General features: G+C 49.4%; 8 protein-coding genes, 2 tRNA genes, 2 rRNA genes and 2 pseudogenes. 12 read left to right on the forward strand and 2 right to left on the reverse strand.

Going from position 1 to position 14,397, the window contains the following annotated elements:
* Positions 1 to 97: 97 nt before the first annotated feature.
* Genes ITJ87_RS05900 through ITJ87_RS05910 form a run of 3 tightly spaced genes read left to right on the forward strand, consistent with a single transcriptional unit; the run spans position 98 to position 3,891 of the window.
* Positions 98 to 1,477, forward strand: coding sequence for an SGNH/GDSL hydrolase family protein (locus ITJ87_RS05900; protein WP_117966538.1), 1,380 nt, complete (start codon positions 98 to 100; stop codon positions 1,475 to 1,477).
* Positions 1,425 to 2,396 (forward strand): SGNH/GDSL hydrolase family protein, encoded by a 972-nt coding sequence (locus ITJ87_RS05905; RefSeq protein WP_226791299.1) that lies wholly within the window; start codon positions 1,425 to 1,427, stop codon positions 2,394 to 2,396. The genes ITJ87_RS05900 and ITJ87_RS05905 overlap by 53 nt, the downstream gene beginning before the upstream one ends.
* Positions 2,383 to 3,891 (forward strand): MBOAT family protein, encoded by a 1,509-nt coding sequence (locus tag ITJ87_RS05910; RefSeq protein WP_117966528.1) that lies wholly within the window; start codon positions 2,383 to 2,385, stop codon positions 3,889 to 3,891. Before ITJ87_RS05905 ends, ITJ87_RS05910 begins: the two co-directional genes overlap by 14 nt.
* On the opposite strand, the gene ITJ87_RS05915 is transcribed toward ITJ87_RS05910, so the two are convergent.
* Positions 3,892 to 5,559 (reverse strand): beta-N-acetylhexosaminidase, encoded by a 1,668-nt coding sequence (locus tag ITJ87_RS05915; RefSeq protein ID WP_117601037.1) that lies wholly within the window; start codon positions 5,557 to 5,559, stop codon positions 3,892 to 3,894. It lies immediately after the preceding gene.
* 84 nt (positions 5,560 to 5,643) lie between these two features.
* A pseudogene (locus ITJ87_RS18650) lies at positions 5,644 to 5,766 on the reverse strand (AraC family transcriptional regulator); the annotation flags it as partial.
* An 11-nt stretch (positions 5,767 to 5,777) separates the two neighbouring features.
* Here ITJ87_RS18650 and ITJ87_RS18965 point away from each other — a divergent pair.
* The 9 genes and pseudogenes from ITJ87_RS18965 (at position 5,778) to ITJ87_RS05955 (ending at position 14,388) form a co-directional block, all read left to right on the forward strand.
* Positions 5,778 to 5,963, forward strand: coding sequence for a hypothetical protein (locus tag ITJ87_RS18965; protein WP_370293083.1), 186 nt, complete (start codon positions 5,778 to 5,780; stop codon positions 5,961 to 5,963).
* 27 nt (positions 5,964 to 5,990) lie between these two features.
* Positions 5,991 to 6,958 (forward strand): annotated as a pseudogene (locus ITJ87_RS05920) (TolC family protein); the annotation flags it as partial.
* 185 nt (positions 6,959 to 7,143) lie between these two features.
* The gene (locus ITJ87_RS05925; protein WP_117601038.1) at positions 7,144 to 7,863 is read left to right on the forward strand and encodes an SGNH/GDSL hydrolase family protein; all 720 of its coding nucleotides are present in this window, start codon (positions 7,144 to 7,146) and stop codon (positions 7,861 to 7,863) included.
* Between the two features lie 244 nt (positions 7,864 to 8,107).
* Positions 8,108 to 8,716, forward strand: coding sequence for an HU family DNA-binding protein (locus ITJ87_RS05930; protein WP_117966530.1), 609 nt, complete (start codon positions 8,108 to 8,110; stop codon positions 8,714 to 8,716).
* A 309-nt stretch (positions 8,717 to 9,025) separates the two neighbouring features.
* A complete protein-coding gene (locus ITJ87_RS05935; RefSeq protein WP_196096316.1) occupies positions 9,026 to 9,286 on the forward strand; it encodes a hypothetical protein in 261 nt (86 codons plus the stop codon).
* A gap of 229 nt (positions 9,287 to 9,515) precedes the next feature.
* Positions 9,516 to 11,042: ribosomal RNA gene (locus ITJ87_RS05940) — 16S ribosomal RNA — on the forward strand.
* A gap of 135 nt (positions 11,043 to 11,177) precedes the next feature.
* Positions 11,178 to 11,251, forward strand: a tRNA-Ile gene (locus ITJ87_RS05945).
* A gap of 56 nt (positions 11,252 to 11,307) precedes the next feature.
* Positions 11,308 to 11,381 (forward strand) — tRNA-Ala (locus ITJ87_RS05950).
* 129 nt (positions 11,382 to 11,510) lie between these two features.
* A 23S ribosomal RNA gene (locus ITJ87_RS05955) occupies positions 11,511 to 14,388 on the forward strand.
* Together the 16S and 23S rRNA genes with 2 tRNA genes alongside form the textbook arrangement of a ribosomal RNA operon.
* Positions 14,389 to 14,397: the final 9 nt, after the last annotated feature.

Genomic DNA, 14,397 nt, shown 5'->3' on the forward strand with positions numbered 1-14,397 from the left:
ATCCCCGGAGAAAAAATCTTGTTTCTTCGGGGATAATTCTTTTTTGTCCGGAGAGATTTTTTCAACCTATATCTATATCTTTGCGGCCACATTAGGTATGGAAAAGAATTCATTGAAATATACGGGTCTGTTGGCGTTTATCGTATGGGGTGCATTGTTGCTGATGCATCTGTTGCCAAGTATTACGATGGGTGGCCGTGTGCTGAGGCGTGTGGATATCTTGGGGGACGTGCGTCGTCCTTCCAAGCCGGTGAGTGAGCCGGACAGCCTGCTGCCTCCGCCCCCGAAGGTGAAGCCCGCCTTTGTGGACACCTGCCGTGCGGGCATGACGTGCATTGAAGATTACAGCGATTCTACCATGCGTGGCATGACGCGGTTCTATCAGGCACTCGACGAGCTTGCCAAAGCACCCCGTCCGGTTCGTATCGCCTACTTCGGCGACTCCTTTATCGAAGCGGATATTCTGACGGCTGATTTACGCGAGATGCTTCAGCAGAAATATGGCGGTTGCGGAGTAGGTTTTGTCACCATTACGTCCATGACCAGTGGCTTCCGCCCTACAGTGCGTCATTCCTTCAGCGGATGGGAGAGTCATTCTGTCATGGACTCCGTGTTCTTTGACCGTAGCAAGCTGGGAGTCTCCGGACATTACTTTATTCCGAATACCGGTGCTTATGTGGAACTGCGGGGGCAGAAGAACTATGCCTCCCGTCTGGACACCTGCCAGCGTGCCAGTATTTTTTTCTATAACCGTGGCACAACCACCCTTTCTGTCCGCGTCAATCGTGGCGAAGCAACTACTGAGACTTTTGAGCCGATTGATGATTTGCAGGAGATGACGGTAGAGGGAAATATCGGTTCTGTCCGTTGGACGGTGGAAAGTGCGGACTCCACCTTGTTTTATGGCCTTGCCATGGACGGTACTTCCGGCATTGTGCTGGATAACTTCTCACTGCGTGGCAGCTCCGGCCTCTCCCTCCGTTCTGTTCCCGTGTGGATGATGCGCGAGTTCAACGAACAGCGTCCTTACGATTTGATAATCCTGCAGTACGGACTGAATGTGGCTACAGAGCGCGGACGGAATTACGACAAGTACATTGCCGGCATGCAGACAACGGTGCAGCATCTCAAGGAGGCCTTTCCGCAAGCAGCCATCCTCATAGTCAGCGTGGGCGATAGGGACTATAAGACCGAAGAAGGGGAGCTGCGTACCATGCCTGGCATCAAGAATCTGGTTCGTTATCAGCAGAATCTGGCAGCGGATGAGGCTGTCGCTTTCTGGAACATGTTCGAGGCCATGGGTGGGGAAGGCAGCATGGCAGACATGGTGCATGCCAAGCCGTCACTGGCCAATTATGATTATACGCACATCAACTTCCGTGGTGGAAAGCATCTTGCGGGATTACTTTATGAGTCTTTGATTTATGGCAAGGAACAGTATGACAGAAGGAGGGCCTACTATGAAGAGGAGCCATAAGGAGGATTTACGATTGTACGATTTACGATGTATGATTTGCTGCGCGGTGCTGGTACTGATTGCGGCGATACGGCCGCTCCATGCACAAGACATACTGCCAGGCAGCCTTTCGTGTCATACCGGTGGAGCGGATTGTGATACTCTCTGCCTCTATTCCCAACGTACGGATACGGTGTCTGTCCCTTTGATAACTTTTCCCGCCGCATTCCGGCAAATGAAGGAGAATGTACTTACCGACAGTCTGGGTATTCTTAATCCTTTCTGGGAGAAGTTGCGTCTGTCCCGGCTGGGCGCTTCCGCTGATACGCTTCGCATCGTACATGTGGGCGACAGCCATATACGCGGCCATATCTTCCCCCGTACCACCGGTGCGTTGATGCAGGACACTTTCGGGGCAGTCTCTTATACCGATGTAGGTATCAACGGTGCATTTTGTACTACTTTCACCCGTCCGGACCGTATTGCTGATATTGCGGCTCTACATCCCGACCTGCTTATTCTTTCCTTCGGGACGAACGAAAGCCATAACCGCCGTTACAATACAATGCTGCACTATCGCCAGATGGACGACCTTGTACGCATGCTTCGCGAGAAACTGCCGAATGTACCGATGTTGATGACCACTCCTCCGGGCTCTTACGAGAGTTTCCGGCAGCGTCGCCGTCGTCGGACCTATAAGATTAATCCGCGTACTGCCGTTGCCGTGCAGACCATCCGCCGCTATGCCGATGAAAACGGATTGGCGGTATGGGACATGTACGAAATACTTGGCGGTACCCACCGTGCCTGCCTCAACTGGCAGGAAGCCGGATTGATGCGTCCGGACCATGTACATTATTTGCCGGACGGTTACCGCCTGCAAGGCGAGCTGTTCTGCCAGGCCTTGTTAAAAGCTTATAACGATTATGTGGAATATTGAAGAATTTTTATCCGGATTGAATATAGACTTGGACCGTTTGCGCGATGTCTTCACTTATGACCCGCAAGCCCCGATGATATTCAGCAGTGGTATTTTCCTCTGGCTGTTTGTCGCTTTTATATTGGTTTATCTGTTGTTGCAACGCCGGACGACGGCGCGTTTGCTGTTTGTCACCTTGTTTTCCTATTACTTCTATTATAAAAGTAGTGGCACTTATTTCTTCCTGCTTGGACTGGTGACGGTCTGTGACTTTTTCATTGCACGTTTGATGGCACGCGAGGCTATTCCCTGGCTACGTAAGGCATGGGTTGTGTTGAGTCTGTTCATCAATTTGGGATTGTTGTGTTACTTCAAGTACACCAATTTCCTGGGCGAAACTTTTGCCTCGCTGACGGGAGGAACGTTCACGGCAATGGATATTTTCCTTCCGGTGGGCATCTCTTTTTTCACTTTTCAGTCGTTGAGCTATACGATAGATGTGTATCGTCGCCAGATAACGCCTCTGGGCAGTTTATTGGATTATGCTTTTTATGTTTCCTTCTTTCCCCAGTTGGTGGCGGGGCCTATTGTACGTGCCCGTGATTTCATTCCGCAAATCCGCCGTCCACTGTTTGTCTCCAGGGAGATGTTCGGGCGTGGAATCTTCCTCATCGTGAGTGGACTCTTCAAGAAAGCGGTCATATCGGACTATATCAGTGTCAACTTCGTAGAGCGTATCTTTGATAATCCTACTCTTTATTCGGGGGTGGAGAATCTGATGGGTGTCTATGGCTATGCCTTGCAGATTTATTGCGACTTCTCCGGTTACAGTGATATGGCTATTGGCATTGCCTTGTTGCTGGGTTTCCATTTCAATATCAACTTCGATTCTCCCTATAAGTCCGCTTCCATTACGGAGTTCTGGAGGCGGTGGCACATCTCGCTTTCCAGTTGGTTGCGCGACTATCTTTATATCTCTTTGGGAGGCAACCGGAAGGGGAAAATCCGCCAGTACGCCAATCTCATCATTACCATGTTCCTGGGTGGCTTGTGGCATGGAGCTTCGTGGAATTTTGTCCTTTGGGGGATGATGCACGGTGTTGCGCTTGCAGCCCACAAGTGCTGGCTGACGCTCACCGGACATAAGAAAGGTGCGGAAAGCCGTGGCATTCGCCGGTTCTTCGGGGTGCTTATTACTTTCCATTTTGTTTGTTTCTGCTGGATATTCTTCCGTAATGCGGAGTTTTCCACATCAATGGATATGCTGAGGCAGATATTCACTACTTTCCGTCCGCAACTCTTCCCGCAGTTGGTGGCAGGCTATTGGGAAGTGTTCGCATTGATGGCATTGGGATATTTCCTGCATTTTGTGCCCGACAGTTGGGAACGTGCCTGCACAAAAACAGTAATCCGCCTTCCCTTGTTGGGAAAGGCGGTACTGGTGCTTGCTGTAATCTATCTGGTCATTCAGATGAAAAGTTCGGAGATACAGCCGTTTATTTATTTCCAGTTCTGATTACTTCTTCTCGGTAGCAGTGGAGTCTGCCTGCTGTCGGAAGGGTTCCCGGTAGTTGAGCCCGTCTCTCCGGTAGAGGCTGATGAGTCCGGCCAGTCGGGTAGTAAAGTTTGTATAATCTTTCTTTTCCTGTTGTGTCCATTGTACTTCGGCAAGGGCGGCCATACGGGGGAGAACCATATACTCTACCTGCTCGCTGGTCGGGATGTATTCTGTCCAAAGGTTGGCTTGTGCGCCGAGTATGTGCTTGGCTTGTTCTTCGGTCAGTGAGGCGGTAGGATTCAGACTGTATACTTTTTCCAATGGGACAAAGCCTCCGATGGCAAATGGTTCGTGCCGGGTATCCTCACTTTGGTAATAATCAAAGTAGCAATAGTCGTTGGGTGTCATTATCACGTCGTGTCCCAGTTGGGCCGCTTTGATTCCTCCTGCCGAGCCACGCCATGACATAACAGTTGCGTTAGGAGCGACGTCGCCTTCCAGAATCTCATCCCAGCCGATAATCCGGCGTCCTTTACTATTGAGGAACTTTTCGATACGTGTCATGCAATAACTCTGCAGACGGTCTTCGGCTGTATGGTTCTTGTCGGATTTCAATTTTTCGGTTCTGATACGCGCCTGGCATTTGGGACACTTTTCCCAACGGGTGCGGGGAGCTTCGTCACCGCCGATGTGGATGTATTTGGAAGGGAATATGTCAATGATTTCGGCCATGACATCTTCGAGGAACTGCATGGACTTTTCGTTGCCGATGCACAGCACATCTTCGAATACTCCCCAACGTGGACACACTTCATACGGTCCACCGGTGCATCCCATTTCGGGATAGGCGGCCAGTGCGGCAAGCATGTGTCCGGGCAGGTCTACTTCGGGGATGACCGTGATATAGCGCTCCTCGGCATATTTTACGATTTCCTTGGCTTGTTCCTGCGTATAGAAACCGCCATATCGGGTATTGTCATACTCTTCGGTATTCCGGCCGATGACGGTACGGTCGCGCCAGGCGCCAATTTCCGTCAGCTTGGGATATTTCTTTATTTCTATTCTCCAGCCTTGGTCTTCGGTGAGGTGCCAGTGAAAGGTATTCATATTGTGAAGTGCCAGTAAATCTATGTATTTCTTGATGAACTCAATGGGGAAGAAGTGGCGGCCCACATCGAGGTGCATGCCTCGGTAGCTGAAGCGGGGTTCATCCTGGATGCTGCCGGCAGGCAATAGGATAGAGGTGGCTTTGGTTTCGGCAGGGATTGATTTACGCAGGGTTTGTATACCGTAGAACACTCCGTTCTCGGTCTGGCCGTTTAGGGTCACCCGGTCGGCTTTGACGGTCAGCACATAGCCTTCCCGGTTGCGGATAGCCGGATCCAGTCCTAATGTGATGGCGCCTTTGGGCGCTTCGCTCCCCGGGGCAAGGGCTTCTGTCTGGAGGGTGTGGCCGGTGGACTGGCTGATATATTCAGCCAGAAACTCAGCATTACGTTTCAAAAGTTCATTGTTTTCGGGGTAGGCGATGATGGTACCGGCATTCAGGTTGAAGGGAGATTCCTGACTCAAGGCAACTTCCTGGGGCAGGGGGATGACTTGATAGTTGGCTGTTGTTTCTACCCCGCATGAAGAGCAGGCCAGGACGAGGGTACCTGCAAGGAGCATGTGTGTAAGTTTTCTCATGGCATTGAATTGATTAAATTAGTGTCTGACAAATATACGCAAAAAATACTAAAGAGGTAGAGGATAAGGGGGATTTATGTATGCTTATGCTTCAGTTCTCTTTGCTCTATACTCCTTGGGTGACATTCTCGTGTGTTTCTTGAAATATCGTCCGAAAAAAAACTGGTCGGGAAAACGGTATTTGTCGGCAATCTCTTTCAGTATTAGCTGTCGCCGGCTTGGTACTGACCAGTTGCGGCATCTATACCAAATACCAGCGCCCGGAGGACATCACAACCGATGGACTTTATGAACACGATTTGGACGGGCAAAGTTTGGATAGCCTGAGTCTGTTTGCGGCATCGGACACTGTCTCCATCGCCTCCCTTTCCTGGCTCGAGCTTTTTACGGACACGCAATTATAGTCGCTCATCGAGCAAATCTTGCAAGGCAACACCGACTTGCTTTCCGCCCAGCAATGCATCAGGGAGGCAGAAGCCACGCTGATGTCGGCCAAACTTTCGTACCTGTCTTCGTTTATGCTCACTCCGCAGTGTGGCGTCAGCAGTTTCGACAATTCCAAAGGTTCGTGGACCTATTCCGGTATTGCCTCGGCAAGTTGGAGAGTCGATATTTGGGCTAATTTGACCAGTGCCATGCGCTGCTCCAAAGCGCTCTACCTTCAAAGTTTGGAGTACGAACAAGCCGTCAGCACTTCGCTGATAGCTATGTGGCCAACCTTTACCTTGCTGATACTTGACGAGCAATACCGCATTTCCGAAGAAACAGCCGCCAGTTGGCGCGAAAGTGCACGCACCATGCGAGCCATGATGGCTGCAGGCATGACGAACGAGGCGAGTGTTTCGCAATCCGAAGCCAACTGTCGCCCAGGTGGAAGCTTCGCTGCTCGACCTCCGGCAGCAGGTAAGGGAAATGCCGCCCGTTCTGCTTTCTACCCCTCCATCACCCTGAGCGGTACAGCTGGCTGGACCAACTCGGCAGGAAGCATGATTGTCAATCCCGGAAAACTTCTTCTGTCTGTCATCGACTCGCTGACACAACCCTTGTTCAACAAAGGGCTGAACGTGGCACAGCTCAAGATGCCAAAGCACAGCAGGAAGAAGCCAGGCTCGCTTTTCAGCAAGTTTTGCTTAATGTCGGCAGCGAAGTGAACAATGCTCTGACCCAAGTGCAGGTAGCCCGTGGAAAGACGGAGCTCTGCACAAGGCAGATAACTTCACTGGAAACTACCGTCCGCAGCACCCGGTTACTGATGCGGCACGGCACCTCCACCTATCTGGAAGTGCTCACTGCCCAGCAGGGGCTACTCTCTGCCTAACTGACACAGGTAGCCCACCGCTTTGATGAAATACAAGGTATCATCAACCTCTATCAAGCCCTCGGTGGAGGGCGGGAGTAAAATATACTCTTTCTCATCTTCATTCTCTTGCTCCTCTATCAATCCGGCATTTCCTTTTTTGTGGAAATCCGGCGGTAGAGGAACTTTCATATAAGCGGGCTATGGCAAAAAAACTACGGTCTCCTGCCGTCAAACCGGGACAAACTTTATAACTTTGCGGCATACGACATAAAAATCTATTGATTATGAACTGCAAATCCTTGTTTTTTCTGGCTATTTTCTCCCTGCCCCTTATATCAGGGGTGTTTGCTCAAAAGAAAGTTTCTATTCTTGGCGATTCCTATTCCACTTTTTACGGTCATGTCTCTCCTGCCGCCAATCTCTGCTGGTATGGAGTTCCCGGCGAAAAGAAAGAGAATGATGTGACAAAGGTGGAGGAAACCTGGTGGTACCGTTTCATCCATGAGCACGGCTTTCAGTTGGAACGCAACAATTCCTATTCCGGCTCCACCGTCTGTCATACCGGTTACGAGAAAGCCGATTACTCCGACCGTTCTTTTATCACCCGTATTCACAACCTCGGCACCCCCGACATAATCCTTGTTTTTGGCGGTACCAATGACAGCTGGGCAGGTGCCCCCATTGGCGCATACCAATATGATGGCTGGACGAAAGCCGATTTGTATAGCTTCCGTCCTGCCTTTTGCTATCTGCTTGCATCTCTCAAGCAGCTCTATCCTGCGGCCAGGATTTATAATATTACCAATTCTGAATTATCCGAAGAGGTAACTGATTCCATGGATGAAATTTGCCGGCACTATGGCATCGAGAATATTCGTTTGCACGACATTGATAAACAATGGGGGCATCCTTCTGTGCAAGGAATGCAGAGTATTGATGCTCAGGTTTGGGAGTCTGTCTCCCCGATATTGGAGGCTTCTGTTTCTTTGCCTGCCAAGAACTAAAGACAGACCCATTGGGAGTTATCCTTTTCTATCCTAGATGCTAATCTTTCCACTGCCGTATTCTTTTCTTTCCACAGCTGTGGAAAGAAAAGAATACGGCAGTGGAAAGAAAGTAAAATCCTTGTGGCAAGAAAAATAATTAGTACCTTTACTGCCAGCTTCTGCCGATTTCGAGAACATTTCTTCCCCAAGTTTGCTGCAAGTTTCCCTCAATTCTCTATAAACCATTAATTTAAATTATTTTATGAGTGCTTATTATGACCTTTATGAAACGCCCGTCCCCGAAGGCGAGGAACCGAAGTCGCTACATGCCCGTGTCTGTTCCAAGGGAACCATTTCCGGTAAAGAGTTCATGGAACGGGTTTTTCGTGAAGAACATATGCCCCACGCCATGGTTGTGGGTATTGTGCAAGCTATCACCACTACGCTTGGAGACTGGCTGGCAAAGGGCTATACGGTGGAGATAGAGGGACTTGGCTTCTTCAGCACCACGCTGAAGTGTACCCATCCGGTGATGAATAAGAAAGAAGTACGTGCGGAGTCGGTCAAGATGTCCACGGTGAAATTCCGTCCCAGCATCGAATTCAAACGTTATGTGGCAGGTAAGATGGAGTTGGAACGTGCGGATAAACGCTTCTTTCCGGATAAACCGAAAGCAATGGGCGACATGGCTGCCCGTGAAAAAAGCATGATGGACTTTCTGGAGGCTAATATCTGTATCACTCGTGCAGAATATTCCCGCCTTGTCCACGTCACCGCCCGCCGGGCTTCGAGGGATTTGCAGACATTTATCGATTCCGGCGTGATTCGCAAGCGCGGTGCCGGCCGTTCAGTGGTCTATGTCAAGGTATGAATTGGAGCTTGTATTGCGCGCGCGTATATATATAATGTGTCCCTTCCTTTCCTTATCCCAGTTTCCTTTAAAAAACATGCTTTAAAACATATCTATCAATCAGTGAGTTATGAAAAAGTTCATGGAATCTCTCAAAAAAAACCGTGTATAAATTTTGCAGATGTCCATAAAAGGCCTACTTTTGCATCCGCTTTCGGGAACGAAGGCGGCGATGTTTTGACATTCTGACAGTAAAACGGAGCGGTAAGCTTCCATTTTTCTCTTCTTTGCCATCGGTTTCTTCCGGAACTTCGGCCTTGGAAAAGAAAAATGAAAAAAAAACTTCTGAAAATATTTGGAAGTTATGCTTTAAAGTTCTTACCTTTGCACCCGCTTTTGAAAATGAAAGCAGCGCGAGTTGACATTCTTTTAAAAGAAACGGTGCCTGGTTCTTCTTTCTTTTTCTTTTTGCCTCCCTTTCGACAAGAGAGACGACGAGGAAAGAGAAAAGAGAGAAAAAAAAGAAAAAAAACTTCCGAAAATATTTGGAGGATATACTTAAAAGTTCTTACCTTTGCATCCGCTTTCTGAAAAGAACAGCAATCGTGAAACGAGCGATCTTTGAACAGATTTACATAAACAATACAAGTAGTACAAGAGCAAGGCTTTTTTATCAATGGGGAATTGCCTTGGGTAAAACAAGAGAACCGTCAATACTTATTTTATATAGGTAAAGATAAACTTTTGAATTCGAGCGTCCTGAACAGATAACAAGCTGTCGCATTTTGATTTTTTTAATTTGCGCAGTCACGATACTTTTACAATGAAGAGTTTGATCCTGGCTCAGGATGAACGCTAGCTACAGGCTTAACACATGCAAGTCGAGGGGCATCAGGAAGAAAGCTTGCTTTCTTTGCTGGCGACCGGCGCACGGGTGAGTAACACGTATCCAACCTGCCGATGACTCGGGGATAGCCTTTCGAAAGAAAGATTAATACCCGATGGTATATCTGAAAGGCATCTTTCAGCTATTAAAGAATTTCGGTCATTGATGGGGATGCGTTCCATTAGGTTGTTGGCGGGGTAACGGCCCACCAAGCCATCGATGGATAGGGGTTCTGAGAGGAAGGTCCCCCACATTGGAACTGAGACACGGTCCAAACTCCTACGGGAGGCAGCAGTGAGGAATATTGGTCAATGGACGAGAGTCTGAACCAGCCAAGTAGCGTGAAGGATGACTGCCCTATGGGTTGTAAACTTCTTTTATACGGGAATAAAGTTAGGCACGTGTGCCTTTTTGTATGTACCGTATGAATAAGGATCGGCTAACTCCGTGCCAGCAGCCGCGGTAATACGGAGGATCCGAGCGTTATCCGGATTTATTGGGTTTAAAGGGAGCGTAGGCGGATGCTTAAGTCAGTTGTGAAAGTTTGCGGCTCAACCGTAAAATTGCAGTTGATACTGGGTGTCTTGAGTACAGTAGAGGCAGGCGGAATTCGTGGTGTAGCGGTGAAATGCTTAGATATCACGAAGAACTCCGATTGCGAAGGCAGCTTGCTGGACTGTAACTGACGCTGATGCTCGAAAGTGTGGGTATCAAACAGGATTAGATACCCTGGTAGTCCACACAGTAAACGATGAATACTCGCTGTTTGCGATATACAGTAAGCGGCCAAGCGAAAGCGTTAAGTATTCCACCTGGGGAGTACGCCGGCAACGGTGAAACTCAAAGGAATTGACGGGGGCCCGCACAAGCGGAGGAACATGTGGTTTAATTCGATGATACGCGAGGAACCTTACCCGGGCTTAAATTGCAAATGAATGTTCTGGAAACAGATCAGCCGCAAGGCATTTGTGAAGGTGCTGCATGGTTGTCGTCAGCTCGTGCCGTGAGGTGTCGGCTTAAGTGCCATAACGAGCGCAACCCTTATCGATAGTTACCATCAGGTTATGCTGGGGACTCTGTCGAGACTGCCGTCGTAAGATGTGAGGAAGGTGGGGATGACGTCAAATCAGCACGGCCCTTACGTCCGGGGCTACACACGTGTTACAATGGGGGGTACAGAAGGCAGCTACACGGCGACGTGATGCTAATCCCTAAAACCTCTCTCAGTTCGGATTGGAGTCTGCAACCCGACTCCATGAAGCTGGATTCGCTAGTAATCGCGCATCAGCCACGGCGCGGTGAATACGTTCCCGGGCCTTGTACACACCGCCCGTCAAGCCATGAAAGCCGGGGGTACCTGAAGTGCGTAACCGCGAGGAGCGCCCTAGGGTAAAACTGGTGATTGGGGCTAAGTCGTAACAAGGTAGCCGTACCGGAAGGTGCGGCTGGAACACCTCCTTTCTGGAGTGACGTCTCGACTCGATCGTTGGTTCTTGAAGTTATGCTTCCATAAGAACCTCTTGTACTGCGCGTACTTGTTTATTAAAATATACGAGAAAAGTAGAAGCCGAGCCGTAAGGCGAGGGTTTGACTGACAGTCCTATAGCTCAGTTGGTTAGAGCGCTACACTGATAATGTAGAGGTCGGCAGTTCAACTCTGCCTGGGACTACTTCTCAGTTGGTGACCGACCGGTTACGATTTAGCGGGTCTTTCATCAATGGTGAAGGGGGATTAGCTCAGCTGGCTAGAGCACCTGCTTTGCACGCAGGGGGTCAACGGTTCGAATCCGTTATTCTCCACTTCTCAAGATTAGGCATTATTTTAAATTCTTAATTCCTAATCCTTGACAACGATCTTTGACATGATGTGACCAAAAAAAGTAAAGTTGAAAGCTGAAAGTATATATCGACCATACGTGATCGGTAAGACAAAAAGTAAGTAAGGGCACATGGCGGATGCCTTGGCTCTCGGAGGCGATGAAGGACGTGATAAGCTGCGATAAGCCGCGGGTAGGTGCAAATGACCTTTGATCCGCGGATTTCCGAATGGGACAACCCGATATCCTGAAGGGATATCATCCCGCAATGCGGGAGGCTAACGCAGGGAACTGAAACATCTTAGTACCTGCAGGAAAAGAAAATAAATAATGATTCCCCCAGTAGTGGCGAGCGAACGGGGAACAGCCCAAACCATCCATGTTACGGCATGTGTGGGGTTGTAGGACCACGTTGTGGCAAGAAAGTTGGTGAGCAGAATGTTCTGGAAAGTACAGCCATAGAGCATGATAGCTGCGTATGCGAAGCCAACCGAAGCCTAGTGGTATCCTGAGTAGCGCGGAGCACGAGGAATTCTGCGTGAATCTGCCGGGACCATCCGGTAAGGCTAAATACTCCCGAGAGACCGATAGTGAACCAGTACTGTGAAGGAAAGGTGAAAAGCACTTCGAACAGAAGAGTGAAATAGTTCCTGAAACCATGTGCCTACAAGCGGTCGGAGCACTTTTAGTGTGACGGCGTGCCTTTTGCATAATGAACCTACGAGTTACTTTTTCCGGCGAGGTTAAGGATCTCAGATCCGCAGCCGAAGCGAAAGCGAGTCTGAACAGGGCGTATAGTCGGAAGGAGTAGACGCGAAACCAAGTGATCTACCCTTGGGCAGGTTGAAGGATGGGTAACACCATCTGGAGGACCGAACCAATAAGCGTTGAAAAGCTTCTGGATGACCTGAGGGTGGGGGTGAAAGGCTAATCAAACTTGGAGATAGCTCGTACTCCCCGAAATGCATTTAGGTGCAGCCTTGACTTATACTGACATGAGGTAGAGCGACTGATAAGATGCGAGGGCTTCACCGCCTATCAAGTCTTGACAAACTCCGAATGCGTGTCAGTTCTATGTCAGGAGTGAGGGCATGGGTGCTAAGGTCCATGTCCTAAAGGAGAACAATCCGGACCAACAGCTAAGGTCCCGAAATGAATACTAAGTTGAACTAACGAAGTCAGATTGCTAAGACAGCTAGGATGTTGGCTTGGAAGCAGCCATTCATTTAAAGAGTGCGTAACAGCTCACTAGTCGAGGAGTTTGGCGTGGATAATAATCGGGCATAAGTATTCTACCGAAGCTTTGGGATGAGAAATCATCGGTAGGGGAGCATTCCACTCAGCGTCGAAGGTAAGGCGTGAGCCTTGCTGGAGCGTGTGGAAAAGCAAATGTAGGTATAAGTAACGATAAAGGGGGTGAGAAACCCCCTCGCCGAAAGACTAAGGTTTCCTGATCAACGCTAATCGGATCAGGGTAAGTCGGGTCCTAAGGCTCAGCCGAACGGCGAGGCCGATGGCAGAACCGGTTAATATTCCGGTACTACCTTAAGGAGTGACGTGGAGACGGAGTCGTGACAGCGCCGCGGACTGACGGAATAGTCCGTTGAAGGGTGTAGATGTTGATTGTTCCAGGCAAATCCGGAATGAGAGTCGAACCTGACAGTATGGAGCGTCCTTCTGGACAATCCAATAGTGCGTGTAATCATACTTCCAAGAAAATCCGCTAAACTTAATCCTTACGGTACCCGTACCGCAAACGGACACACGTAGTCGGGTTGAATATACTAAGGCGCTTGAGTGATTCACGGTTAAGGAACTAGGCAAACTGACCCTGTAACTTCGGGATAAAGGGTCCTCAAGCAATTGAGGCGCAGAGAATAGGTCCAGGCAACTGTTTAACAAAAACACAGGGCTGTGCAAAATTGAAAGATGAAGTATACAGCCTGACACCTGCCCGGTGCTGGAAGGTTAAGAGGAGACGTCATCGCAAGAGAAGCGTTGAATTGAAGCCCCAGTAAACGGCGGCCGTAACTATAACGGTCCTAAGGTAGCGAAATTCCTTGTCGGGTAAGTTCCGACCTGCACGAATGGTGTAATGATCTGGACGCTGTCTCAACCGTGAGCTCAGTGAAATTGTAGTATCGGTGAAGATGCCGATTACCCGCGATGGGACGAAAAGACCCCGTGAACCTTTACTATAGCTTAACATTGAATTTGGGTAATTGATGTGTAGGATAGGCCGGAGGCTTTGAAGCGGGCACGCCAGTGTTCGTGGAGCCGCTGTTGAAATACGGCCCTTTGATTATTTGAGTTCTAACCCGCTGTTGCGGGGACACTGTTTGGTGGGTAGTTTGACTGGGGTGGTCGCCTCCAAAAGCGTAACGGAGGCTTCTAAAGGTGCCCTCACGACGATTGGTAACCGTCGGCAGAGTGTAATGGCATAAGGGCGCTTGACTGGGAGACTCACAAGTCGATCAGGTAGGAAACTAGAGCATAGTGATCCGGTGTTTCTGTATGGAAAGGACATCGCTCAAAGGATAAAAGGTACTCCGGGGATAACAGGCTGATCCCTCCCAAGAGCTCATATCGACGGAGGGGTTTGGCACCTCGATGTCGGCTCGTCACATCCTGGGGCTGGAGAAGGTCCCAAGGGTTGGGCTGTTCGCCCATTAAAGTGGCACGCGAGCTGGGTTCAGAACGTCGTGAGACAGTTCGGTCTCTATCTATCGTGGGCGCATGAAATTTGCGTGGCTCTGACACTAGTACGAGAGGACCGTGTTGGACTGACCTCTGGTTTACCGGTTGTGCCGCCAGGTGCATTGCCGGGTATCTAAGTCGGGATTGGATAAGTGCTGAAAGCATCTAAGTACGAAGCCAGCCACAAGATTAGATTTCTCAGGGTCGTTGTAGACTACAACGTTGATAGGACGCAGGTGTACAGGCAGCGATGTCATAGCCGAGCGTTACTAATTGCCCGTTCACTTTTTGCCTTGCCTTGT

The organism is Bacteroides sp. HF-162 (assembly GCF_015679285.1).
GTDB classification, from domain to species: domain Bacteria; phylum Bacteroidota; class Bacteroidia; order Bacteroidales; family Bacteroidaceae; genus Bacteroides; species Bacteroides uniformis.

What these genes read in the sequence shown, in the direction of transcription:
- ITJ87_RS05930 (WP_117966530.1), top strand. Translation starts at nt 8,108, where the DNA reads ATGAGTGCTTATTATGACCTTTATGAAACGCCCGTCCCCGAAGGCGAG.
- ITJ87_RS05925 (WP_117601038.1), top strand. Translation starts at nt 7,144, where the DNA reads ATGAACTGCAAATCCTTGTTTTTTCTGGCTATTTTCTCCCTGCCCCTT.
- ITJ87_RS05910 (WP_117966528.1), top strand. Translation starts at nt 2,383, where the DNA reads ATGTGGAATATTGAAGAATTTTTATCCGGATTGAATATAGACTTGGAC.
- ITJ87_RS05915 (WP_117601037.1), bottom strand. Translation starts at nt 5,559, where the DNA reads ATGAGAAAACTTACACACATGCTCCTTGCAGGTACCCTCGTCCTGGCC.
- ITJ87_RS05905 (WP_226791299.1), top strand. Translation starts at nt 1,425, where the DNA reads ATGGCAAGGAACAGTATGACAGAAGGAGGGCCTACTATGAAGAGGAGC.
- ITJ87_RS05900 (WP_117966538.1), top strand. Translation starts at nt 98, where the DNA reads ATGGAAAAGAATTCATTGAAATATACGGGTCTGTTGGCGTTTATCGTA.
- ITJ87_RS05935 (WP_196096316.1), top strand. Translation starts at nt 9,026, where the DNA reads ATGAAAAAAAAACTTCTGAAAATATTTGGAAGTTATGCTTTAAAGTTC.